The sequence below is a fragment of the Amycolatopsis sp. GM8 genome (genome assembly GCF_021653975.1).
GTDB lineage: Bacteria > Actinomycetota > Actinomycetes > Mycobacteriales > Pseudonocardiaceae > Amycolatopsis_E.
Genome location: NZ_JAJKFK010000004.1, coordinates 396410 through 420106 on the forward strand (window position 1 = coordinate 396410; position 23697 = coordinate 420106).

Sequence of the window (23697 nt, forward strand, 5' to 3'; positions counted from 1 at the left end):
TCCTCTTCTTCTCACTCCGCGGCGGACAACGCCAGCCGCGCGGACCAGTCCAGCTGGCGTGCCAGCTCCTGCACGGACACCGGTGGCGGGTCTTGCATCGGGGGCTGGTGGGCGGAGATCCGGGCGCTCGACAGCGTGTTGTGCTCGACGCGCGGCCGGCGCAGCTGCTCGTAGACCTCCAGCGGATTCGCCGTGTCCCGCATGGCTTTCCCGAGCACGACGGCATCCTCCAAGGCCATCGACGCGCCCTGCCCGGTCGCGGGCGAGGCGGCATGCGCGGCGTCACCGATCAGCAGCATCCGGTCGGTGCGCCACCGCGGCACGTCCGCCAGGTCGCGCGCGTTCGTGGCCAGTACCGGACCCCGGGTGGCGGCGACGATGTCCGCACACGGCGTGTCGTCGTTGCGTACCAACGAAAGCAGCTGCTCGCGCCAGCGCGGATCGGGTCCCGCCGCGGCCGGCAGCTCGTCGCCGTCCACGCGCGCGAACCAGTACGTCTCGCCGCCGGGGGAGACGGTGAAGCCGAACGCGACCGAGCCCCGCACCATCACGATCCGCGCCTGCTCGCACGGCGGCCGGGACTGCGTGCTGTAGCCGTAGAACACCTGCTGCCCGGCGTACCGCGGCTGCGTGCCGGGCGAGACCAGCGTGCGCACCGTGGAGTTGAGCCCGTCCGCGCCGATCAGCAGGTCCCCGCGGGCGATCCCGCTGTCGGTGAACCGGGCCGTCACCCCGTCGGCGTCCTCGGTCGCCGACGCGAGCCGTTTCCCGTGGTGCAGCGGGATTCCCCGGCGCTCCACCTCGGCCTGCAGCACCCGGCTCAGCTCCGCGCGGCGCAGGCACCGGTAGTCGGTCAGCTCCCGCACCTGGCCCGCGAACTCCAAGGTACGCAAGGGAAATCCGGCCCGACCGACCGCTTTGGCGGCGCCGAGCTGGGCCAGTGCCGCCATGCCGCCCGAGGCCAGGGTCAGGAACGCCCCGATGTCCTCCCCGCTGTCCGGATGCCCCTCGTAGACCACCGGGTCGAAACCCGCGCGCCGCAACGCCAGCGCGGTGGCGGCGCCCGCAATGCCCCCACCGATGATCAGAACCCGCTCCGTCATCCGTTACCCCCCAGGCGACACGATAGGCCAGCCGGGCTCGGCCGCGCTCGGTTTCCCGCCACATCCGCCCAGCCTGCGGGACGGCGATCAGCGGGGCTGCCGGTCCCACCAGCGCCGGCCGGCCTCCGGCAGGGTCGCGATCGGGTCGTAGTACGGGTAGCGGCGCGCCAGCGCGTCCGGGTCCTCGTGCTCGATGCCGGTGCGGTAGTTCTTCGTCCAGTAGGAGATGCCGCGCTCGCGGTCGTACTCGGCGAGCTGGTGCACCCACCGCTTGCCGACATAGGGCACGTCGCACACGATGCGCGGGGTCGCGTAACCTGGCAGATAGCCCATGATCGCGTGCTGTAGCTCCTGTGCCTGCCAGACCGCGACCCGCCAGTGCTCGGCGTTCGGGATCATGTCGCACATGTAGAAGTAGTACGGCAGGATGTTCGCCTCGCCCTGCAAGGCGAAACACAGGTCCAGCAGCTCCGCCGGGGTCGCGTTGACGCCGCGCATCAGCACGCCCTGGTTCCGCACGTCCCGCACCCCGACCTCCAGCGCGGTGCGCGCCGCCTGCGCCACCAGCGGGGTGACCGACTGGGCGTGGTTGACGTGGGTGTGGATCGCGAGGTTCACCCCGCGCCGCCGCGCGGTGCCCGCGACCCGTGCCAGGCCCTCGACGATCTTCGGCTGCAACCAGTGCTGCGGCAGCCCGGCGAGCGCCTTCGTCGCCAGCCGGATGTCGCGGACCGTCTCGATGTCGAGCAGCCGCATCAGGAACGACTCGAGCTGGTGCCACGGCACGTTCGCCACGTCGCCGCCGGAAACCACGACGTCCCGCACACCCGGCGTCCGCCGCAGGTAGCCGATCATCGCGTCCTGCCGGTCGACGGGCTTCAGCTCCAGCTTGTGCTTGGCGACCTGCTCGGTGGAGTTCCCGACCAGGTCCATCCGGGTGCAGTGCCCGCAGTACTGCGGGCAGGTGGACAGCAGCTCGGCCAGCACCTTGGTGGGGTAGCGGTGGGTGAGCCCCTCGACCACCCACATCTCCGCCTCGTGCAACGAATCCCGCGCCGAATGCGGGTGACTGGGCCACCGCGGGTCGCGATCGCTGCGCACCGGCAGCATGTACCGGCGGACCGGGTCGGCGTAGAACGCGTCCGTCGAGTCGACCGACATCGTGTTGAGCATCTGCGGCGGCAGCAGCATCGACATGGTCGCCAGCTCCCGCTGGTCGGCGGCCAGATCCTCGAAGAACCGCTCGCCCACGAGATCCCCGAGGACCGCGCGCAGCTGTTTGATGTTGCGCAGGCAGTGCACCCGCTGCCACTGCGCGTCTCGCCATTGCGCCTCGGTGACGTCCCGCCAGCCGGGGAAGCGCCGCCAGTCCGGTTCGACCAGCTCCTTCCGGGCGTACGCATAGGGCTGGCCCAGGGTGTCGGCAGGTGAGACAGTTTCCTGGATCGCAGTCATCTGTACTCCTTGTCGGCATGATCTCGTGAAAATCTTCGGTAATCATGACAATATCGCGTAAATATTTCCGTCGCATGTCATGGGGCAGACTCGACACGTGAACGACACGACGCTTCTGGTCGGCGGCCGGATCCACTCCCCGAGCTCGCCCGACGCGACCGCGATGGCGGTCGCCGGGGACACCGTGGTCTGGGTCGGGCAGGACGGCCCCGGCCGCGCCCTGCACCCCGGTGCCGAGATCGTCGAACTCGACGGCGCGTTCGTCGCGCCCGGGTTCGTCGACGCCCACGTCCACGCCACTGCCACCGGCCTGCACCTGGCGGGCCTCGACCTCACCGGCGTGCGCGGCGCCGCCGACCTGCTCGCCGCCGTCCGCGCCGCGGTCCGGCCCGGCGAGGTGCTCATCGCGCACGGCTGGGACGAGTCCGCCTGGGCCGATCCGCGACTGCCGAGCCGCGCCGACATCGACGACGCGTCCGGCGGCGCCGCCGTCTACCTCAGCCGCGTCGACGTGCACTCGGCCCTGGTCTCGAGCGCGCTGGTCGACCTCGCCCCCGAAACCGCCGGATCCGACGGCTGGACCGAGGACGGCCCGCTCACCAGGGACGCCCACCACCGCGTCCGCACCGCGATGCAAGCGGCGATCACCCCCGACCAGCGACGCCGCGCACAGGACGCGTTCCTACGCCGGGCAGCCGAAAACGGCATCGTCAGCGTCCACGAATGCGCCGGGCCCGACATCTCCGGCGAGGCCGACCTCGCCGCCCTCCTGCGGCTCGCCGCCGAGCCCGGACGGCCCGAGGTGATCGGCTACTGGGGCGAGACCGGCGCGTTCGACCTCGCCCGTCGGCACGGCTTGCGCGGCCTGGCCGGAGACCTGTTCGTCGATGGCGCCCTCGGCTCGCGCACCGCCGCCCTGCACGAGCCCTACACCGACCGCCCCGACAGCACCGGCGCCCGCTACCTCGACGCCGAAACCATCGCCGCGCATGTCGCCGCCTGCACCGAAGCCGGGCTCCAGGCGGGCTTCCACGTGATCGGCGACGCCGGGGTCGCCGAGGTCGTCCGCGGCTTCCAGTTCGCCGAGAAGGCTGTCGGCCAGCGTGCGCTCGCCGGCGCCAAGCACCGCCTCGAACACCTGGAGATGGTCACCCCCGAGCAGGCCGGGCAACTCGCCGGCTGGGCCGTGACCGGCTCGATGCAGCCCCAGTTCGACGCTCTGTGGGGCGGCGAGAACGGCATGTACGCCCGGCGTCTCGGCGACCGGGCCGCCGGGCTGAACCCGTTCGCGACCCTTGCCGCGCAAGGGGTTCTGCTCGCGTTCGGCTCGGACAGCCCGGTCACCACGCTCGATCCGTGGGCCGCCGTCCGCGCCGCCGTCCGGCACCACACCCCGGGCGCCGGCCTGTCCGCACGCGCCGCGTTCAACGCCCACACCCGCGGCGGCCACCGTGCGGCGGGCGTCAACGACGGCATGACCGGCAGCCTCGCGCCCGGCGCACCCGCGCACTACGCGATCTGGGACGCCGCCGAGCTCGTCGTCGCCGCGCCGGACTCGCGCGTGCAGCGGTGGTCGACCGATCCGCGCTCCGGGGTGCCCGCGCTGCCGCCGCTGGATCCGGACATTCCGCTGCCGACCTGCCTGCGCACCGTCCGCGGCGGGCAGGTGCTCTACGACGCGTTCACATCCGCGGCTTAGAGTTGTGGATCGTGGCCGTAACCGCGCCGGAGTCCACGGCGACCGAAACCTCTGAGAAACGCCGCCGCCGGGCCTGGCGCCCGTGGCTCCTGCGCCTCGCGCTCGCGATCGCCTCGGGGTTCGTGTTCTACCTGTCCTTCGCGCCGCGCCCGCTGTGGTGGCTCGCGCCGATCGGGTTTGCGGGGCTCGCGTTCGCCCTGCGCGGGCGGCGGCTGTGGGGCGGGCTGGGCTACGGGTTCGCCTTCGGCCTCGCCTTCTACCTGCCGCTGCTGTTGTGGCTGCAGGACTTCCTCGGCGTCGAGTTCGGGCCGTGGCCGTGGCTCGGCCTGTCCGTGGCGCTCGCCGCGTACCTCGGCATCGGCGCCGCGCTGGGCACGCTCGTCGCACGCCTGCCCGGCGGCCCGGTGTGGATGAGCATGATCATCATCGCCACCGAGACACCCCGCGCGTGGTGGCCGTTCGGCGGGTTCCCCTGGGGCCGGGTCGCGTTCAGCCAGCCCGACGGCGCGTTCACGCCACTCGCCTCGATCGGCGGCGCGCCGCTCGTCGGGTTCGCGGTGGTGCTGACCGGATTCGCCGTGCCGTCACTGGTGGCCCGGCTGCGCCGCCGCGAGTGGCGCGGCTCGATCCTGCCCGCGGCCGGTGTGATCGTGCCGGTCGTCGCGGGGCTCGCGCTGTGGCCGACGATCGGCACCGGCGCCGAGACCGGCAGCCTCACCGTCGCGACCGTGCAGGGCAACGCCCCCGACGTCGGCATCGAACTCATGCAGGAACAGGACACCCTCCGGGCGAACCACCTCGCCCAGAGCGAGCGGCTGGCCCAGCAGATCCGCACCGGCGCGGTGCCCAAACCCGACCTCGTGATCTGGCCGGAGAGCGTCACCGAACTGCGGGGGCCGGACCCGATGCTCGACCAGGCCGTCGCCGACCTCGGCGCGCCGACCCTGATCGGCACCGTCTACCGGGCCGACGGCACCGGCCAGACACAGAACAGCCTCGTCGTCTGGGACCCGAAGACCGGCCCGGGGGAGCGGTACTCCAAGCAGTCGCTCGTGCCGTTCTCCGAGTACATCCCGGCGCGCGCGGTGGCCCAGTTCGTCACGCCTTTCCTCAACGGCTTCTACGACATGACGCCCGGCGACGCACCCGCGGTCCTCGACGTCGCGGGCACCAAGGTCGCCACCCCGATCTGCTACGAGATCGCCTACGACTACGTCGCCCGCGGCGGCGTGAACCAGGGCGCCCAGCTGATCGTGCTGCCGACCAACACCGCCTGGTTCGGCAAGAGCGGGATGAGCTCCCAGCAGCTCGCGATCGCGCGGCTGCGCGCCGTCGAACACGGCCGCGCCGTGGTGGTCTCGGCCACCAGCGGAATCAGCGCCATCGTCGAGCCCGATGGCACGATTCAGCAGTCGACCAGCGAATTCACCGCCGCATCCCTGGTCGGGCGCGTGCCGTTACGGGACACGACTACGCTGTCGGATCGACTCGGTGCGTGGACGGAGTACGGCCAGGTCGGGGCCGCGCTGGCCGCGGTGCTCACCGGCCTCGTGCTCCGGTTGCGCGCCAGGCGCCCCGGCGCCGAGGACACGCGAGCAACCGTGGCGGGATGAGGACTCCCGCCGAGGGAGGACACGGATGGCGCAGGCGCCACGGGCAGCACAGCCGATCGAGCCGGTTCTGGTGGTGATCCCGACCTACAACGAGCGCGACAACCTCGCGCCGATCATGCGCAGGCTGCACGAAAGCCTGCCCGCGGCGCACGCGCTCGTCGTCGACGACGGGAGCCCCGACGGGACCGGTGAGCTCGCCGACAAGCTGGCCGCCGACGACAAGCGGGTTCACGTCATGCACCGCACCGAAAAGGCAGGCCTGGGTGCGGCCTACATCGCGGGGTTCCGGTGGGGGCTGGAACGCGACTACGCGACGATCGTGGAGATGGACGCGGACGGCTCGCACGCGCCCGAGGACCTGCCGCGGATGCTCGCCGCGCTCGAGGACGCCGACCTGGTGCTCGGCTCGCGGTACGTGCCCGGTGGCAGCGTCGTCAACTGGCCCAAGCGGCGGGAGTACCTCTCGCGCGGGGCGAACCTGTACTCACGGCTCGCGCTCGGCGGCAAGATCACCGAGTACACCGCCGGCTTCCGTGCCTACCGCCGCGCGGTGCTGGAGAAGCTGCCGCTCGACGAGATCGCGTCCACCGGCTACTGCTTCCAGATCGACCTCGCGTGGCGCACCCTGCGGACCGGCTTCGAGATCGTCGAGGTGCCGATCACGTTCACCGAGCGCGAGATCGGCGAGTCGAAGATGAGCGGCTCGATCATCCGCGAGGCGATGATCCGGGTCGGCATCTGGGGTGTTCAGCACCGCCTCGGCCAGCTCCGCCGCCTCCTGCGCCGCGGCTAACCGCGCTGGCTGGGGGGGGAACATGACGAAACGTTGGGGTCCGCTGGTCACGGGTGTCGCGGCGGTGTGCGGCGTGCTCACCGCCTGCTCGTCCGGCGCGTCCGCGCCGGCCAGTCCGGCACCGCGGCCTGCTGCCACAAGCGAGATCAGCCCGTGTGCCTTCTTCACCGGCGACGAGCTGAAGGACTACGAGCTCCATGACCCGATGCCGATGGCCTCGCCGCCAGGCTGCCTGTGGCAGGGCAGCAAGTTCTTCAAGCAGGCGAGCACCGCACTGACCTTGACGCTCCTCGACAGATCCGCCGACGAGGAAGTGAAGACCCTCACTTCGTCGTCCGGCGAGCTGATCTCCGAGCGGCCACCCGTCAACGGCCGCCGGGTCTGGCGGGACACGACACCGGGCACCGACGTCAAGTGTGGCCTGCTCTTCGCCGTCGACACGACCTCGGCCGCGACGGTGAAGCTTTCGGAATACCTCGGCATCTCCGGCGTCCGGCCCACGCAGCAGAACCTCTGCGACGGCCTCGACGAGCTCGCTCCGCGGATCGAGGCGAAACTGCCCGCGGTCACCACCTGACGAGCCCGGACATACGACAGGCCCCCGCGGCGGGAGGACGCGGGGGCCTGTTCGTTTCGGTGGCGTGAGCCAGCTACGCCGAGCGGGACGTCCGGCGGCCCTTGAGCTCGGCCAGACGTTCGTTCAGCAGATCCTCGAGCTCCGGGATCGAACGCCGCTCGAGCAGCATGTCCCAGTGCGTACGCGGCGGCTTGACCTTCTTCTGCTCGGGCTGTCCGCCGTTGACGATCTCGGACTCGCTGCCGTGCAGGCGGCACTCCCACACGGACGGGATCTCCGCGTCGTCGGAGAAGGGCACCTCGAACTCGTGGTTCTTCGGGCACGCGTACCGCACCGTGCGACGCGGGGCGAGATCGTGGTTCCGGTCGGTCTCGTAGCTGACCGCTCCCAGCCGGCTTCCACGGAGTACACGGTCGGCCATGATGACGTCCTTTCAGTCGGCTCCGATGGTTAAGAGCCAGGGTGTTGCTCACCCTATGCAACGACCCCCGCCCACCGCGAATTCCCGGCGGGCCATGGTGTCGCTCACGATGAGCGGGGCTCACCCCTCCACAACAGCTTCCACCAGGGGGACACCGTTCGCGCCGCTAAGTGACGCGCTTTAGCCGTTCTTTCTGCGATTATCCCCCAGTCGGGCTATTGGGTGACGGCAAAAGCGGAAGGGGCGTGCGTCACGTCAGGCGCAGCTGGCCCCGCTGCTCGGAGGCCGGGCCGAGATCGCCGAGACGGAAGTGGCGACGGCACAGTACTTGGTAACGCAACGTAGTGAAATCAGGCTTCACCGGTGATGATGTTGCAGCTTCAACGATGTCCGCGACCACCACCGTGTCGCCCTCCCGCAGCACCTCGCCGTCCCGGACCCGCGCGTTGAACCGGCCCGGCGCGCCACACCAGCACAGCACGTCCACCTGCACCGGCTGCAGTTCGTCGGCCAGCTCGAACAGCCGCCGGGCACCGGGGAACAGGTGGCTCTGGAAGTCCGTCGCGATACCGAAGCAGTACACATCGAGGCGGACTTCGTCGGCCAGCTCCGCGAGCTGCTCGACCTGCGCGGGGGAGAGGAACTGCGCCTCGTCGACCACCAGGTAGTCCACGTGCTGGCCGGCCTCCCACTGGTGCCGGATCAGCTGCCGGAGATCGGTGTCCGCGCCGACTTCGAGTGCCTTGCGGGTGATGCCGATGCGGCTGGTGATCTGCGGCGCGCCGGACCGGTCGTGCCTGACGAGCAGCAGCCCGCGCCGGCCCTGGCGAGCGTGGTTGTGGTCGATCTGCAGCGCGAGCGTCGACTTCCCGCAGTCCATCGGGCCGTAGCAGAACCGGAGCAGACCGCGGACCGGTGGCCGCCGGGTGCCCGGGACGGGGGACAGGGCGTCGGTGGGATCTTCGGTGAAGGACGAGGTCACGATGCCCGACCCTAGCTCTCGCCTGTTCGGGTGAATTGAGCGGAGATCAACACCGAGCGTGCCGATGAACCAGTGTGCCGCGAGGTCCAGCTGTTTTCCCGCGCCGACCGGCTGTTCTCGGCACCATCTGGCGTGTCGCTCAGCCCAGTGAAGCGTGGTCTGTGTGATTCTGATGGGTTTGATGTGACAGTTGTGGCTTATGGTGCGGAAACTTACTGTGCTGGCATGACGAAGCACCGATACAGACGGGCGGGCGTCCGAGTTCTCCTGATCGCGCTCGTCGCGGGCACCCTCCAGTTGCTCACCAGTACGGCCGCGTCCGCCGACCCCGCCGCGTCGACCTGGCTGAAGCTGCGCATGTGCGAGTCCAGCAACCGCTACACCGTCAACACCGGCACCGGCTACTACGGCGCCTACCAGTTCGACCTGCCCACGTGGCGCAGCGTCGGCGGCACGGGCCGCCCCGACCAGGCCAGCCGCGCGGAGCAGGACTACCGCGCGCTGTACCTGTACCGGATGCGCGGCTGGCAGCCGTGGGAATGCGCGGGCATGCTCGGCCTGAGCGCCGACGGGGACGCCCGCAGCAAGCGGATCCCGAGCTACGCCGAGGCGGCCTACATCGGCGGCGGCCCGGCGCCCGCACCCACGCCACCTCCGGTTTCGGCGGCGGTCCGGCCGGCGTGGCCCGGTCTGGTCTACGCGTACGGCGACTGCGCCCCGGCGCTGCGGACCTTCCAGCTACGGATGAACGCTTTCGGCTACGGCTTCGAGGGCACCGGCTGCTACTACCAGAAGACCCAGCAGGCCGTGCTCGACCTGCAGCGCGCGAACGCCATCAACGACTCCGGGCGGCTAGGCCCGAAGACGTGGAAAGCCGCCTGGGACGGCAAACCGCCGCGCTAACCCCATTCGCCGCGGTCGCGCAGGACGTCGCGCAGCAGGTCCGGCCGGTCGGTGACGATGCCGTGCACGCCGAGGTCCAGCAGCCGGCGCATCTCGGCCTCGTCGTTGATCGTCCAGACGTGCACCTCGACCCCGGCCCGCCCGGCGATGCGCAGGAACGAGCGGTCGACGACGGTCAGCGGGCCCTGCCGCACCGGCACCTGCGCCATCGCGCCCTGGTGCGCGAAACCCAAGGGGAGCCAGGGAGCCCAGCCGTTGGCCCACAGCGCCGTGACCGAGCGGGGGCCCATCGCGGTGAGCATCTTCGGCCCGGCGAGCCGGCGGATCCGGGCGAGCCGGGCGTCGGAGAACGACGCGGCCGCGACGCGGTCGTGCGCGCCCATCCGTTCGATCAGCTCGACGAAGGGGACCGTGGCGCTGTTGGCCTTCACGTCGACGTTGAACCGGGCCTCCGGCAGCTCCTCCAGCACGTCCTCGAGCCGGGCGATCGGCTCGCGCCCGCCGACCTTGGCGTCCTTGACCACCGACCAGGGCTGCGCGGCGATCGCCCCGTGCCCGTCGGTGGTGCGGTCGAGCGACCCGTCGTGGCACACCACGACGACCCCGTCGGACGTCGCGTGCACGTCGGTCTCCACGTACTGGTAGCCCTCCGCGACGGCGCGGCGGAACGAGGACAGCGAGTTCTCCATCCCGTCGAGCTCGTCCCGATGCCAGCCGCGGTGGGCGAACGCTCGGGGGAAGGCGCCGGTGAGGTACGGGTGAGTGCTCTGCACGCGACCAGTCTGCGGCATCGGCGTGGCCGCCGCGTGAGCGATCGGTGGCCGGTTAGGGTCGTGCGCGTGAGCAAGACGGTCGACCTGCTGGCGGGCATCCCGCGCAATCTCGCGCCGCAACACTGTGGCTGGTGCGGGCGCCGGCTGGAGATCGCCGCCGGCAAGGGACGCCGGCGGCGATACTGCGCGCAGTCGTGCCGGCAGCGGGCGTACGAGCGGCGGACCGCTGTACAGCGCAGCGGCCTGCCGGACGACGCGGTGATCCTGTCGGACACGGAGCTGGCGGCGCTGCAGGACCGGCTGTTCCAGCTTCGGTGCGCCGCCGAGGACGTCGTGACCGCCGCCGACGACGGTGCGGCGTCTGAGGAACTGCGGCGGATGGCGCTGGAGCTCGCGCACTCGGCGCGGGAACTCGAACGTCTGCGCTGAACCGCGTCAACGGGTACCCGCATCGGCGCACGTAGAACGCGGCGAGCTCGTGTGGGTTCTTCGTGTAGACGTCGATCTTGCGCACGGTGCTGTCCTCGACCTCGTGGATCTCGACCATGGTCAGCGGGAACCGCCAGTGCGGACGGCCTGAAGCTGCTCGCCAGCTGGTCCGTCACGACCGGGCAGGAGCAGGACGCCGAACCCACGACCAAACCGCCGGCCCAGCAGCCCTGACAGCCCTCCCCTGGACTGTTTCCAGTGCGCCGATAATGTACATTATGTTAAGTAGATGCGCAGGAGCACTGATTTCAGGCTGAGGTCCCCTGGACGACGGTGGCCGCGTCGTCCTCCGATGTGTGCACCTGTGCGGTCAGGCCCGCGGCGCTGAAGGTCGCCATCGCGGTCTCCGCCTGGCGGTCGCTCGTCTCGACGAACACGTGCCCACCGGCGGCCAACCACCGCGGAGCCTCTTGTGCGACCCGGCGGAGCACGTCGAGGCCGTCGGCGCCGCCGTCGAGCGCGACCGGTGGCTCGTGCAGGCGGGCCTCGGGCGGCAGGGTCGCGATCGCTTCGCGCGGAACGTATGGCACGTTCGCGAGCAGGATGTTCACTCTTCCCCGCAGCCGGTGCGGCAGCGGCGCGAACAGGTCGCCTTCGAACACCTCGCCGGGCACGTTCCGCCGGGCGCAGCGCACCGCCGCGGGGTCCACGTCGGCGGCATACAGGTCGACCGGTACCGCCGCGGCCAGCGCGGTGCCGAGTGCGCCCGACCCGCAGCACAGGTCGACGACGACCGCTCGCGGGGCAGTCACCCGGATCGCTTGCCGCACAAGGAACTCCGTGCGGCGGCGCGGGACGAAGACCCCGGGTTCGACCGCGATCCGCAGCCCGCGGAACTCCGCCCAGCCGAGCACGTACTCCAGCGGCTCGCCCGCGACCCTGCGCGCGACAAGGGCGGCGAGTTCGGTGAGATCCGTCGTGGCGGCGAGCAGCAGTGCCGCTTCGTCCTCGGCGAAGACACAACCCGCGTTGCGCAGGGTGGTGACGACATCAGACATGGAACGCCTTTCGTGACGGCGCTCCCCTAGCTCGGGAGAGTCGGGAGCGCCCGGCTGAGACCAGCGAAAATGGGGCTCACCTCCTCGTTCCTCCAATGCGAAACCAACATTAGCCGCGTCCCGCGGTCGCGCACCGGGCGGGGCAGTCCTTAGAGACGGCGGAGCCTACGCGCCCTTGGTCTCCGGGCGGTCCATGATGCGCAGCCACGTGCCGTCGGGCTGGCGGCGCGCCACCTGCACGCGGCCGCCGGTGCCGTCGGCCGGGCGGGTCGAAGTCAGCGCAAGGTCGCCGTAGCGCAGCGTCGGCAGGGGTTCCTCCTCTTCGAACCGCGGTGGCTGTTCGAGCATCCGCTCGAACACGGCGAGGATCGCCTCGCGGCCGACCGTGGTCGAGCCGGGCGGGAAGGCGAGGACGGCGTCGGGCGCGTACAGCTCGGCGAGTCCCTTCGCGTCGGCGGCGTTCGCCCGCTCGACGAAGAGGCGGGCCAGGTCTTCGGGTTCGTATGCGGTCATGGCTCCAGCTTGCGACCGGACAGCCCATAAGTCCAAGACCTAGTTGTGCTGCCAGCTAGAATCATTGGTTATGGAACTGCGGCAGCTCGAGTACTTCGTGGCGGTGGCCGAGGAAGGCAGCTTCACGCGCGCGGCCGAGCAGGTGCACGTGGCCCAGCCCGGGGTCAGCGCCCAGATCCGGCGGCTGGAACGAGAGCTCGGGCAGGACCTCCTCGACCGGACCGGACGGTCGGTGCGGCTGACCGAGGTCGGGTCCGCGGTCCTGCCGTACGCCCGCGCCGCGCTCGCGGCCGTCGCCGGTGCGCGCCTCGCCGTGGGCGAGCTGACCGGCTTGCTGCGCGGGCATGTCGCGGTGGGCATGGTGACCTCCCACAACGTCGATCTGCCCGGGCTGCTGGCGCGGTTCCACCGCGATCATCCGGCCGTGGAGATCACGCTCGACGAGGGCGACTCCGAAGACCTGGCCACCGCGCTGCGCGACGGGCGGCTCGACGCGGCGATCATCTCGCTCGGCCCTACTCCCCCGGCCGGTCTGGACCATGTCGTGGTCGCCGACGAGGCGATCACCGCCGCGGTCGCGGTGGACCACGAATTGGCGCGGCACAAGGAGATCACGCTCGCCGGGCTGCGCGAGCACCCGCTGATCTGCCTGCCGGTGGGGTCCGGCATCCGGTCGCATGTGGACACCGCGTTCGCGAAGGCGGGGTTCGCCCCGGCGATCGCGTTCGAGGCGAGCCACCCGCTCACCCTGGCGCAGCTCGCCGCGCGCGGGCTCGGCGTCGCGATGCTGCCGGATTCCGTTGCCCGCAGCCAGGAAGGCCTGCATCCGCTGACCATCGTCAAGCCCCGGCTGCGCGGGCAGCTCGTCTTCGCCTGGCGCGCGGACGGGCCGGCGAGCCCGGCCGCGCGCGTACTACTCGATCTCGCGCGGCGCCACCTCGGTCAGAACTTGATGTAGTCGGTCAGCGGCGGCAGGGTCTGGTTGAGCACCACCGAGCCGACGAAGGCGCTGGTGGCCTCCCGCGGATGGTGCGATCCGGAAGTCCGGGCATTACGCCAGAAGCGATCCAGGCCGTGCGAAGCCGCTGTGCTGCGGGCCCCGGTGAGATCGAACAAATCGGCGGTCACCTGCAGGGCCGCCTGAGTCGCGACGATGTCGGTCTGGACGGCGGTGACGAGGAGTTCCGGGAAGTCGAGCGTTTCCGGGTCCGCGTCCAGGCGCCGGGCGACCGAGAGGGTGAATTCGCGAGCCGCGGTGAGCCGGGCCGCCATCTCACCGATGCGCCGGTGCATGACCGGGTCGGTGGCCGCCGACTCGAACATCGGCATACTCGCCCGGTCGATTCCGCGCAGGTATTCCACTGCGGCGTCGAGGGCACCGGCGCCGATGCCCTGCAGCAGGCTGGCGTTGCCGAACATGGCGGTGACGAGGTACGCGGGGTGGGGCGCCCCCGCCTCGTAGTGCCAGCCGTCCGGTACGAACGTGTTCCGGAAGTGGATCGTCTGGCTGTTGGTCGCGCGCTGCCCCATGTTGTTCCAGTCGCCAGCGGGCTCGACGCCCGGTGCGTCCAGGCGGATCAGGGCCACCCGCGGAGTGATCCGGGTCGGATCGTCATCGTCGATCAAGCCCACGGAAACGTTGGCCAGGTCGCGCCCGCCTCCCGCGGTGTTGGTTCCGAACGTCTTCGTGCCGTCGACGACGATGCCGCCCGCAACGCGCCTGGCCACGGTCGGGGTGGCCGTACCGCGCTCCGAGAAGACATTCGCCAGCCTGCGACCCTCGTGCAGGATCTCGTGCGCCAGCTGGGCACGGGTCTCCTCCGGCAGTCCTTCTTCTCGCAGCAGGACCCGGCTGAGGAAGGCACCGGTCCCCCACATCTGGCCGACCGACCCGTCCCCCGCCGCGATCTCGTGCCACGCTTCGATGAAGGGGGCGACCCCGCCCCACTGCCACTGGGTCAGCAGGCCGCCGTACTCGGCCGGCACGTTGATCGCCTGCACTCCCGAGGCGGACAGCGCGGCCATGATGTCGGCCGGATCGGCTCCGGTCGCGTCGTACTCGGCGCCGCGTGAAGCGATCCACGGCCGAAGGGCCTTGGCCCGGCCCAGCGCTTCGTCGAGCGTCGCCGGCGGCTCGGTCCAGGACGGAGCCACCGAGGCCGGCTCGGTAACAGATGCGGTCGCAGAACTCATGTTTCACCTTCATCGACGGAATCTATGTATGTAGCATTCCGTACAGAAGGCTCGCCACGTCACTCTTCGACACTTCCGGAGGACTTCGGGGCAGTCTTCATGCACTGAAGAGTCAATGGAGAGCGAACCCTGCCGCACCTCGGTCCCGAGCTCGGAAACGGGCTGGCCAAATCGTCGTGCTCAACAACAACTCGACCGGGTCGGCGCGCGGCGCGCTGGCGGCGCCTCCGCGCGAATGCTCGACCTTTCCGAGCCGGACCTGGATTTCGTCGCCCTCAGCCACAGGATGGGAGCTGCCGCGACCCCGGAACCGGGGCCACATCTGATCTTGTCTTGAGAGCCGGTGCGCTCAGCCGCCGGATCGAGGTGTGTCGAGGAGGGTGTGCAGCCGGTCCGGCAGATCCGAGAGCGGCCCGGCGAGCGCGGTGAGGACGCCTTCGCGCAGCGCGGCCATCCGGGCCGAGACGGAGTCCCGCTCGCGGGCGGCCTCGGTGGCGTTCGCTCGGGCCGCGTCCGCGGTGGTCTCCGCGCGGACCTGGGCGCCGGCGAGATCGGCGGTCTCCTGGCGGGCGGCGGCGAGCGCCGCTTCGTGCTCGCGCCGGAGGTCGGTGAGCCGCTGATCGTGTTCGACCTGCAACTGGGCGCGCAGCCGCTCACGGTCGTCGTGGTCGCGGGCCCGGAGGTCGGTGAGCGCCTGGTCGTGGCGGTCGCGTAGCTGGACGACCTCGCTCATGTGGCGCTCCGACAGTTCGCGCAGATCGTTCTCCACATCGCGGGCGCGGGCGTGCGCTGCCTCGGCTTCGCCGGTGCGGGCGGACACGTGGGCGGTCAGTTCCTCGATCCGCTCGGCGGCACGCTCGGCGGCCTCGGTACGCCGCTCGATCTGCTCCTGCAAGGCCTCGGCCTTGCCGAGCGCGGCGATGCGGTCGGCGTGGGCCTGCTGGGCCTGCTGCCGGTCGGCGGCGGCTCGACGCTCGGCCTCAGCGGCGCGAGCGTCGGCGTGCTCGGCACGGTCGGCGGCTTCGTCGGCGGCGGCGCGGGCCGCCTCCGCTCGCACCTCGGCCGCGGTCGCCCGGGTTTCGGCTTCCTCGCGGGCGTGCTCGGCCGTTTCCGCACGGTCGTGAGCCGCCGCGACCTCGTCGTCGAGCCGCTTGTCCAGTGCGATCAGGCTGCGCTGAAGTGGGGTCACCTCGGCAAGCGCGCGCCCGATGTCGCGGCCCAGACCCGCGAGGTCGAAGCCCGGGACCGCGCCGCCGTACGCGGCGTGCGTGACCTGGTCGGCCTCGTCGAGGCGGGCGCAGGTGACGTCGCGTCCCTTTTCGTCGACGGCCCAGACCTGGTCGCAGAAGTCAGCCGTACGTCCCCGGCCGCCCAGACCCCGTCGCGGGTGGCGCCGGCAGTACCCGCACACCCCCGGGTCGAGCGATGGCTCGCGACGCCCGTCGGCATCCCGCCGCGGCGCCGCCGGTACCCGCTCCCCCACTACCCCAGCGCTCTGACCTGCGGTTTCTTTCTGAATCTCCAGCACATCCACAGTCTATCTCATTCCATTTATGATTGATAATGAGCTATTCATATTCATCAATCCATAAGAGCTATCCACCGCGATAATCGCGGTTATCGCGGGTGTAGGATCGGCGGCATGGACTCAGCGCTCGCGCCGTACGAGGCCCGGCCGATGCCCGCTCGACAGCCGGACGAGCCGGAGTTGCGGACGCTGCTCGCGGAACTGGTCGCCGAACTGCCCGCGCTCCCCCGCGAAGACACGGCGGACCGATACGGCGCCCGCGCGGTGACCCGCTCCTGGTTGCAGGGCATGAGCAGCCACCAGACCCGCCGCTCCTACTGGCGCGGGCTGACGCTGTGGCTGTCCTACTGCGACTGGCAGCGTGTCGACCCGCTCGCCGCCCGGCTGGCCGACGTCAAGGACTGGATCGCCGAGCTCGACCCGGCCAGCCCGGTCACCTACAACGCCCGCCTCGCCGCGGTCAGCTCCTGGTACACCGAGCTGATCGACAACCGCGCGCACGACGACAACCCCGCCCGCCTGGTCACCCGGCACAAGCGCACCAAGGAATCCCGGACCCGCGCGCTGGGCTACGAAGAACTGGTCGCGCTGCTGGGCCACGCCCGGGCGAGGGCCGAGCGGCCCGGTACCGAGTCCGCGCTCCGGAACCTCGCGATCCTCGAGATCATGGCCACCACCGGAGTGCGATCCGGCGCCATCCTGCACGCCCGGCTCGGCCACGACCTCGCACTGGACCAGGGGCACTGGATCCTGCGCTACATCAACAAAGGCGGGCATCGCAAGACCGCGGACGTCCTCGGCTTCGCCGAGCGCGCGCTCGCGGACTACCTCGCCGCCCGGGCGGAGCGCGAAGGCAAGCCGGTCCGTGACCTGGAGGGATGGCTGTTCGCCACCCGGACGGGTACCGCGCTCACGTCGCGCGATCTCGGGAACCTGTTCCACGCCACCGCCCGGGCAGCCGGCATCGCCGATCCCGGTGACGTGGTGCCGCACTCGATGCGGCACACGGTGCTGACGCTCGGCTACGAAAACGGTGTCGCCATCGAGGATCTCGCCGACCTCGCCGGGCACGAGAGCACCGCGACGACGCTGCTGTATGTGCGGAGGAGCCGTCGCCGGCAGACCACGCAACTGCTGGCCGACCTCGTCGGCAACGGCCCGGCGCCCGAAACCGCGCCCGCGCGGCATCTCCGCGTGGTCCGCTCCGGCTGACTAGCCTCCGACGAATGCGGATTCTGTTCACCTTCGTCGGCGGCAGCGGGCATTTCCATCCCCTGCTGCCCATCGCGCGGGCGGCCGCCGCGCACACCGTCGCCTTCGCGTGCCCGGGACGGATGACGCCGTCCGTCGAGGCGGCGGGCTTTCCGGTGATGGCGACGAGCAAGCCCCGCAGCCGGCCGGGCGGGCGCTCGCCCCTGTTGGCGCTCGACCCGCGGCGGGAGGAACGGGATCTGCGGGAGCATTTCGCGCGCACCGGTGCGCGGACGCAGGCGGAAGCGCTGCTCGGCATCCTTGCCGAGTGGAAACCCGACGTCGTGGTGCGTGACGAGATGGACTTCGGCGCCGCGATCGCCACCGAGCGCCTCGGCATCCCCTGCGCGACCGTGATCTGTCTCGCCGCGGGCGGGTTCCTGCGGCCGGACGTCGTCGCCGAGCCGCTGCACGAGTTGCGCACGGAGCACGGCCTGCCACCCGATCCGGACCTGGCGATGCTCACGAGCGACCTCGTGTTCGCGCCGTTCCCGCCGAGCTTCCGCGACCCGGGATTTCCCTTGCCCGCCAACGTTTTCTCATTCCGCCCGAACGAGCCCGTGACCGGGTCGGGCGGTGACGCGGTCTATTTCACGCTCGGCACGGAGTTCAACACCGAGTCCGGCGACCTCTTCACGCGAGTGCTGACCGGGTTGCGCGACCTGCCCAACGAGGTCGTCGCGACCGTCGGCGCATCGCTGGACCCGGCCGAGTTCGGCCCGCAGCCGCCGCACGTGCGGGTCGAACGGTATGTGCCGCAAGGGGAACTGCTGCCGCGCTGCGCGGCCGTCGTGTCACACGGCGGCTCCGGGAGCGTCCTCGGGGCGCTCGCGCACGGGGTGCCGTCGGTGCTCCTGCCGATGGGCGCCGACCAGCCGCACAATGCCCGCCGGGTCGCCGCGCTCGGCGCGGGTCTCGCGCTGGACCCGACGACGGTCACCCCCGCGGACATCCGCGCAGCGGTCACCGAGGTGATCGGGTGCCGGCAGGCCGCCGCGTGGATCCGCGACGAGAACAACGCCCTGCCCGGGCCCGAAGCGACCGTGCCGCTGCTGGAAAGTCTCGCTTGATCAGGCCCAGAACCAGGCCAGGTCCGTGGCCTCGCGCAGGCCCTGCTCGTACCCGGCCTTCGCCGCGGGGCCGCGCACTTCGGGATCCAGCAGGTTCGGCCCGAGCGCGGTCTTCGCGGCCTCGTCCGGCCGGACCACCGTCACCTGGGCGCCCCCGGCCCGCAGCCCGGCGAGCTGGTCACCGAGGTCGGGCGAATCGGGAATCTCCATGACCTGGAAGACGAGCACGCGGTCGCTGCCCGCGGCGAGGTCGGCGTTCTCGGCGGAGCGGACGCCACCGTCGATGTAGCGGCGCTCGCCGATCGCGACCGGCGGCCACGTGGCCGGCACGGCACAGCTGGCCGCCACCGCGTCCACCAGGCCGACACCGGAATCCCGGTCGAAGACCCGTTCCTCACCGCTGTGCGCGTCGACGGCCACCACACGCAGGTCGACCGAGGGCCACGTGTGGCGCGGCAGACGGGCGGCGATCACCTCGCGCCGCTGCGGCTCGGGCACAGTCAGGGCCTCCAGCGCGAGCGCGCCGATCCGGCGGCGCATGTCGAGCGGGCTCGTCGCCTCCGCGTACGCCGAACCGAACAGGGCGCCCATCGCCTCGGCGTCCAGGATCGCGGCCAGTTCGGGCGTCTGCAGGGCCGGGTCGACCTGCCGCTGGTAGAGCTCGGGCAGCGGGACACCGCTGGTGACCTGCGCGGCGACGGTCGACCCGGCGGAGGTGCCGAGGAACAGGTCGGCGTCGAGGATCGAGCGGCCCGCTTCGGCCAAACCGGTCAGATATCCCGTCTCCCAGGCGATTCCGGCCACGCCACCGCCACCCAGCACTACCGCGCGTCGAGTCATGCCCTCGACAACCTCGTGCTTCCGACGACTATTCCGTTGATCTCCACGAGCCAGGCCCCGCACGCGCATCGCCGGTACCCGACCCTCCCCTCGACCGTCCGGTGGACGGATCCGGGCAACAACTCGGCGAGGGGGCAACCGCAGTGCGGGCATCGGGTTTCGGGCATGCCGCCAGCATGATGTAATGGTTCAGTGCACTTCAACCCTTACGGCGGTCCGGCGGCGCAGGTCGCGGCCGCCCTGGTGAACCTCGGGCCCGCGCCGGCGAGCACGCTGCTGGCGACGCTCCGGGCCGCGGGCATGACCTTCGCGGAGTTCTCGGACGACGACGCGGCGGTGGTGAACGACTGGCTTCCCCGGCTGCGCCAGGTGTTCGCGGAGAAGGACACCGACACCCTGGTCGACCTGGTCAACCGGCTGCTGGCCGACTCCGCCTGCAAGCCCTACGTCTCCCGGCACGACGGCAAACCCGCGCATCTGCACTACGCGAGCGAGCATGCCGGGGCCGCGCTGCGCGTCCAGGCGTACACGGCGGGCGGTCTCGCGCACCTGGTGTGCGAAGACCCGTCGCGGATCGGGATGTGCGCGAACGACGGCTGCGGCGTCGTGTTCGTCGACACCTCCCGCAACGGGCGGCGGCGGTTCTGCTCGACCCGGTGCGCGACCCGGGTGCACGTCGCGGACCACCGGCAACGCGCGGCTAGTCTTTCAGTATGAGCATGCGCTTAGTTGCCTTGGGCGATTCCTTCACCGAGGGTGTCGGCGACAACGACCCGAACCGCCCGAACGGCGTTCGGGGCTGGGCCGACCGGATCGCCGAGACGTTCGCCGCCCGCGAGCCCGGCTTCCGCTACGCCAACCTCGCGATCCGCGGCAGGCTGCTCGGCCAGGTGCTCTCGGAGCAGCTCGACCCGGCGCTCGCGATGGAGCCCGACCTGGTCACCCTGTACGCCGGCGGCAACGATCTGATGCGCCCGAAGGTCGACATCGACGCGCTCATCGACGAGTACGACAAGGCCGTGGCGCGGCTGGCCGAGACCGGCGCGACCGTGGTGCTGTTCACCGGCGTCGACGGGGTCGAGGACCCGCTGTTCCGCCGGATGCGCGGCCGTACCGCGATCTACAACGAGCACGCGCGGGGTATCGCGGCCCGCTACGGCGCTCTCGTCGTGGACCTGTGGGCGATGCGGCAGCTGCGTGACCGGCGCATGTGGTCGGCCGACCGGCTGCACCTGAACTCGTTGGGGCACAACGAAGTCGCCATCGCGGTGCTCGACGTGCTGGGCGTCCCGCACGAACTCTCCCCCGCCGCACTCGGGCCGCGCCCGTCCGTGCCCCCTCGCCGCGAGCGGGCGGAGAACCTGCGCTGGGCCCGGGAACACGCGCTGCCGTGGCTCGGCCGGCGGCTGCGCGGCGAGTCCTCCGGCGACACGATCAGCGCGAAACGCCCGGTCCTGGCGCCGGTCGAGCTCTGAGAAAGCGCTTCCCGGGACCCCGTGGCGGAAAGTGATTGTCCGCCTGGTCTGGACATCCGGCGGTTTCTCGGCAATGGTGACCTGCAGAGTGATGCCGGTCACTGGAGGCCAGGATGGTTCTGGGACGCAACGAAGCGAACAAGGTCATCGACAAGCAAGCCACCGAACAACGGACCCAGGTCCGCCGTGCCGCGGTCGCCAGCGCGATCGGGACGACGATCGAGTGGTACGACTTCTTCCTGTACAACACGGCGGCGGCCCTGATCTTCCCGCAGCTGTTCTTCCCCGCGTCCAGCACGTACGCGGGCGCGATGCAGTCGTTCGCCACGTACGCGGTCGGGTTCGCGGCCCGGCCGGTCGGCGCGGCGATCTTCGGGTACTGGGGTGACCGGATCGGCCGCAAGGTCACGCTCGTGATCACGTTGCTGTTCATGGGAATCGCTTCCGCGCTCGTCGGTCTGCTGCCCGGCGCGGGCACGATCGGGATCGCCGCACCGCTGATCCTGGTCGCACTGCGCTTGGTCCAGGGCATCGCGATCGGCGGCGAGTGGAGCGGGTCGGTACTGCTCGCGATGGAATGGGGCGACCAGCGCAAACGCGGGCTGCTGGGCAGTTTCGCGCAGATCGGGGTGCCGTTCGGGCTCGTGCTCGGCACCGGCGGCATGACGCTGCTGTCCTTCCTGTTGTCGGACTCGGCGTTCAACTCGTGGGGCTGGCGCATCCCGTTCCTGCTGTCCTTCGTGCTGGTCGGGATCGGCCTGGTGATCCGGCTGCGCATCCTCGAGACGCCGATGTTCGCCGAAGCCGTGGCGAAACAGCAGATCTCGCGCAACCCGGTGGGCGACGCGATCAAGCACCACTGGCGCGAGATCCTGCTCTCGGCCGGGCTGCGGTTCAGCGAGCAGATGCCGTTCTACCTGTTCACCAGCTACGTCCTGGTGTACGTCGTGGCGGAGCACCACTACTCGAAGACGTTCGTGCTCAACGCTGTCCTCGTCGCGTCGGCGCTGGAACTGTTCCTCATACCGTTCTTCTCGCAACTGTCCGACCGGTACGGGCGCAAGACGATCTATCTCACCGGTGCCGTACTGACCGGGGTGCTGGCGTTCCCGTACTTCGCCATCCTGCAGGACGGCGGGCAGGTCGCGATCTTCCTGATCATCATCGCCTCGATGGTCGTGCACGCCATGCAGTACGGGCCGCAGGCGGCGTTCATCGGCGAAAGCTTCCCGACGCACCTGCGCTACGGCGGGGCGGGCCTGGGCTACCAGCTGGCCTCGGTGTTCGCCGGCGGGCCCGCGCCGCTGCTGGCGACCTGGCTGCTGCACGTGACCGGGACGCCGTTCTCCATCTCGGCCTACATCGTGCTGTCCGTGATCGTCACCGTGCTGTGCGGCGCGTTCATCGTCGAACGGTCGCGTTCGGACATCAGCGACCACGCGACCTACGCGCGCTGAAATGCGGTGACACCAAGTAAAAGCCGCCGCCGTGGCCCGCGAGAACGGGCCACGGCGGCGGCTTCGTGAAAGCGCTTACTGACGCGGCGGTTGCTGCTGGCCCGGGTTCTGCTGGCCCGGGTTCCGCGGGGGCTGCTGCTGCGACGGGTACGGGCTGATCGGCGGGTTGCCGTAGTGCTGCCCGGGCTGGCGCGACGGAAGCCCCGACTGCTGGCCACCCTGCGGCGGCGCGGGCGGCTGCTGCTGCGGCGCCGGAGGCGGCGGCGGTGTCGGGGCGACCGGCGGCGCCGCCTGGGCGGACGGCGGGTCGACCGGGCGGGTGATGTCCGGCTCCGGCTCGGGGACCGGTGCCGACGTGGCCGGTGTGGGCGGGGCCGGCGGGGCGGCCGGTGTGGGTGCCGCCGTCCCGCGCAGGATGTTGGCCGCCGGCGAGGACGTCGGGGTACCGAGCGGACCGGGAACCTCCTGGCGCGCGACCTTCTCGGCCTCCCGCACGGCTTCGGCGATCCGCGGGTCGGTGGAGGTGTCGAACCAGCTGGCCACCTCGTCGTCGTCGAGGGTGGGTGGCTGGACGCCGTCGTCGGCCGGCTGCTCGTAGCGGAACACGCCGTCGTCGCCCTGCTTGGCGAACGCGCGGGCGAACTGCTGCAGCGCGTTGCCGTAGTCGCTGGGCAGCAGCCACACCTTGTTCGCGTCGCCCTGTGCCATCAGCGGCAGCGTCTGCAAGTACTGGTACGCCAGCACTTCCGGGGTCGGGCGCCCGGCCTTCACCGCGGCGAACACCTTCTCGATCGCCTTCGCCTGGCCCTGCGCCTGCAGGTAGCGCGCGGCCCGTTCACCCTGTGCCCGCAGGATCCGCGACTGCCGGTCCGCCTCGGCGGCCATGATCGTCGCCTGCTTCTGGCCTTCCGCGGCGAGGATCTGGGACTGTTTCTGCCCTTCGGCCGTCTTGATCGACGCCTCTCGCTGACCTTCGGCGTTGAGAATGATCGCGCGCTTCTCCCGGTCGGCACGCATCTGCTTCTCCATCGAGTCCTGAATGGACGGTGGCGGCTCGATGGCCTTCAGCTCGACCCGGGCGACCCGGATACCCCACCGGCCGGTCGCCTCGTCCAGCACGCCGCGCAGCTGGCTGTTGATCTGGTCGCGCGAGGTCAGCGCCTGCTCCAGGGTCATGCCACCGACCACGTTCCGCAGCGTCGTGGTGGTCAGCTGCTCGACACCGACGATGTAGTTGGAGATCTCGTAGACCGCGGCGCGCGAGTCGGTCACCTGGAAGTAGACGACGGTGTCGATGGAGACGGTCAGGTTGTCCTCGGTGATCACCGGCTGCGGCGGGAAGGTCACCACCTGCTCGCGCAGGTCGATCCGGGCGCGCACCTTGTCCAGGAACGGCATCAGGAAGTTCAGCCCCGGCGACGCCACGGTGCGGAAGCGGCCGAGCCGCTCGATGACGGCGGACTGCGCCTGCGGGACCACCATGATCGCCTTTGCGATCGTGACGATCACGAACAGGGCGACGACCACGACGACTACGATCGCTGCGGTACCCAAGATCTCTCCC

Annotated in this window: 23 protein-coding genes; 12 read left to right on the forward strand and 11 right to left on the reverse strand. The window is 70.9% G+C overall.

What is annotated here, in order from left to right; all coding sequences use genetic code 11:
* Window positions 1–11: 11 nt before the first annotated feature.
* Window positions 12–1103 carry an NAD(P)/FAD-dependent oxidoreductase gene (locus tag LOZ83_RS20405; RefSeq protein ID WP_236792449.1) on the reverse strand — a complete coding sequence of 364 codons (1092 nt, stop codon included), beginning with the start codon at window positions 1101–1103 and terminating at the stop codon, window positions 12–14.
* An 87-nt stretch (window positions 1104–1190) separates the two neighbouring features.
* Entirely contained in the window at window positions 1191–2558 is a 1368-nt protein-coding gene (locus LOZ83_RS20410; RefSeq protein ID WP_236792450.1) for a KamA family radical SAM protein, read from the reverse strand.
* Window positions 2559–2637: 79 nt separating this feature from the next.
* Here LOZ83_RS20410 and LOZ83_RS20415 point away from each other — a divergent pair, with 79 nt between their 5' ends.
* The 4 genes from LOZ83_RS20415 to LOZ83_RS20430 are packed head-to-tail and all read left to right on the forward strand — an operon-like array spanning window position 2638 to window position 7240.
* On the forward strand, window positions 2638–4257 hold the full coding sequence (locus LOZ83_RS20415; RefSeq protein WP_236792451.1) for an amidohydrolase: 1620 nt from the start codon (window positions 2638–2640) through the stop codon (window positions 4255–4257).
* Between the two features lie 11 nt (window positions 4258–4268).
* Window positions 4269–5870: an apolipoprotein N-acyltransferase gene (gene lnt / locus LOZ83_RS20420; protein ID WP_236792452.1), complete on the forward strand. Its 1602-nt coding sequence runs from the start codon at window positions 4269–4271 to the stop codon at window positions 5868–5870.
* Window positions 5871–5895: 25 nt separating this feature from the next.
* The gene (locus tag LOZ83_RS20425) at window positions 5896–6663 is read left to right on the forward strand and encodes a polyprenol monophosphomannose synthase (protein WP_236792453.1); all 768 of its coding nucleotides are present in this window, start codon (window positions 5896–5898) and stop codon (window positions 6661–6663) included.
* 22 nt (window positions 6664–6685) lie between these two features.
* Complete coding sequence (locus LOZ83_RS20430) at window positions 6686–7240, forward strand: DUF3558 family protein (RefSeq protein ID WP_236792454.1); 555 nt, start codon at window positions 6686–6688, stop codon at window positions 7238–7240.
* A 73-nt stretch (window positions 7241–7313) separates the two neighbouring features.
* On the opposite strand, the gene LOZ83_RS20435 is transcribed toward LOZ83_RS20430, so the two are convergent.
* A complete protein-coding gene (locus tag LOZ83_RS20435; protein ID WP_139098457.1) occupies window positions 7314–7661 on the reverse strand; it encodes an RNA polymerase-binding protein RbpA in 348 nt (115 codons plus the stop codon).
* 250 nt (window positions 7662–7911) lie between these two features.
* On the reverse strand, window positions 7912–8643 hold the full coding sequence (locus LOZ83_RS20440; protein ID WP_308190252.1) for a thymidine kinase: 732 nt from the start codon (window positions 8641–8643) through the stop codon (window positions 7912–7914).
* A gap of 225 nt (window positions 8644–8868) precedes the next feature.
* On the opposite strand from LOZ83_RS20440, the gene LOZ83_RS20445 reads away from it, so the two are divergent.
* Window positions 8869–9546, forward strand: a complete 678-nt coding sequence (locus LOZ83_RS20445; RefSeq protein WP_236792455.1) for a transglycosylase family protein — start codon at window positions 8869–8871, stop codon at window positions 9544–9546.
* Here the strand turns inward: LOZ83_RS20445 and LOZ83_RS20450 are convergent.
* On the reverse strand, window positions 9543–10337 hold the full coding sequence (locus LOZ83_RS20450) for a glycerophosphodiester phosphodiesterase (RefSeq protein WP_255824511.1): 795 nt from the start codon (window positions 10335–10337) through the stop codon (window positions 9543–9545). The genes LOZ83_RS20445 and LOZ83_RS20450 overlap by 4 nt on opposite strands.
* 48 nt (window positions 10338–10385) lie before the next feature.
* Here LOZ83_RS20450 and LOZ83_RS20455 point away from each other — a divergent pair, with 48 nt between their 5' ends.
* Window positions 10386–10748, forward strand: coding sequence for a hypothetical protein (locus LOZ83_RS20455; RefSeq protein ID WP_236792457.1), 363 nt, complete (start codon window positions 10386–10388; stop codon window positions 10746–10748).
* Between the two features lie 308 nt (window positions 10749–11056).
* Here LOZ83_RS20455 and LOZ83_RS20460 read toward each other — a convergent pair whose 3' ends face one another.
* Together LOZ83_RS20460 and LOZ83_RS20465 are read right to left on the reverse strand one after the other, a co-directional pair.
* Window positions 11057–11806 (reverse strand): putative protein N(5)-glutamine methyltransferase, encoded by a 750-nt coding sequence (locus tag LOZ83_RS20460; RefSeq protein WP_236792458.1) that lies wholly within the window; start codon window positions 11804–11806, stop codon window positions 11057–11059.
* 165 nt (window positions 11807–11971) lie between these two features.
* Window positions 11972–12319 (reverse strand): nuclear transport factor 2 family protein, encoded by a 348-nt coding sequence (locus LOZ83_RS20465; protein ID WP_236792459.1) that lies wholly within the window; start codon window positions 12317–12319, stop codon window positions 11972–11974.
* 70 nt (window positions 12320–12389) lie between these two features.
* Here LOZ83_RS20465 and LOZ83_RS20470 point away from each other — a divergent pair, with 70 nt between their 5' ends.
* A complete protein-coding gene (locus tag LOZ83_RS20470; RefSeq protein ID WP_236792460.1) occupies window positions 12390–13277 on the forward strand; it encodes a LysR family transcriptional regulator in 888 nt (295 codons plus the stop codon).
* Here the strand turns inward: LOZ83_RS20470 and LOZ83_RS20475 are convergent.
* Window positions 13262–14512 carry an acyl-CoA dehydrogenase family protein gene (locus tag LOZ83_RS20475; RefSeq protein ID WP_236792461.1) on the reverse strand — a complete coding sequence of 417 codons (1251 nt, stop codon included), beginning with the start codon at window positions 14510–14512 and terminating at the stop codon, window positions 13262–13264. The genes LOZ83_RS20470 and LOZ83_RS20475 overlap by 16 nt on opposite strands.
* A 349-nt stretch (window positions 14513–14861) precedes the next feature.
* Window positions 14862–16040: a hypothetical protein gene (locus LOZ83_RS20480; protein WP_236792462.1), complete on the reverse strand. Its 1179-nt coding sequence runs from the start codon at window positions 16038–16040 to the stop codon at window positions 14862–14864.
* A gap of 114 nt (window positions 16041–16154) precedes the next feature.
* On the opposite strand from LOZ83_RS20480, the gene LOZ83_RS20485 reads away from it, so the two are divergent.
* Window positions 16155–17252, forward strand: coding sequence for a tyrosine-type recombinase/integrase (locus tag LOZ83_RS20485; RefSeq protein ID WP_236792463.1), 1098 nt, complete (start codon window positions 16155–16157; stop codon window positions 17250–17252).
* A gap of 14 nt (window positions 17253–17266) precedes the next feature.
* Window positions 17267–18361, forward strand: coding sequence for a glycosyltransferase (locus LOZ83_RS20490; protein ID WP_236792464.1), 1095 nt, complete (start codon window positions 17267–17269; stop codon window positions 18359–18361).
* On the opposite strand, the gene LOZ83_RS20495 is transcribed toward LOZ83_RS20490, so the two are convergent.
* Window positions 18362–19201, reverse strand: coding sequence for a patatin-like phospholipase family protein (locus LOZ83_RS20495; protein ID WP_236792465.1), 840 nt, complete (start codon window positions 19199–19201; stop codon window positions 18362–18364).
* Between the two features lie 192 nt (window positions 19202–19393).
* On the opposite strand from LOZ83_RS20495, the gene LOZ83_RS20500 reads away from it, so the two are divergent.
* The 3 genes from LOZ83_RS20500 to LOZ83_RS20510 all read left to right on the forward strand — a co-directional run bounded on the left by LOZ83_RS20500 (window position 19394) and on the right by LOZ83_RS20510 (window position 22133).
* Window positions 19394–19918, forward strand: a complete 525-nt coding sequence (locus tag LOZ83_RS20500; RefSeq protein ID WP_236792466.1) for a CGNR zinc finger domain-containing protein — start codon at window positions 19394–19396, stop codon at window positions 19916–19918.
* Entirely contained in the window at window positions 19915–20676 is a 762-nt protein-coding gene (locus tag LOZ83_RS20505; RefSeq protein ID WP_236792467.1) for an SGNH/GDSL hydrolase family protein, read from the forward strand. Before LOZ83_RS20500 ends, LOZ83_RS20505 begins: the two co-directional genes overlap by 4 nt.
* Before the next feature lie 113 nt (window positions 20677–20789).
* Window positions 20790–22133, forward strand: coding sequence for an MFS transporter (locus LOZ83_RS20510; RefSeq protein WP_236792468.1), 1344 nt, complete (start codon window positions 20790–20792; stop codon window positions 22131–22133).
* Window positions 22134–22208: 75 nt separating this feature from the next.
* Here the strand turns inward: LOZ83_RS20510 and LOZ83_RS20515 are convergent, their stop codons facing one another.
* The gene (locus LOZ83_RS20515; RefSeq protein WP_374202693.1) at window positions 22209–23615 is read right to left on the reverse strand and encodes an SPFH domain-containing protein; all 1407 of its coding nucleotides are present in this window, start codon (window positions 23613–23615) and stop codon (window positions 22209–22211) included.
* Between the last annotated feature and the right edge of the window lie 82 nt (window positions 23616–23697).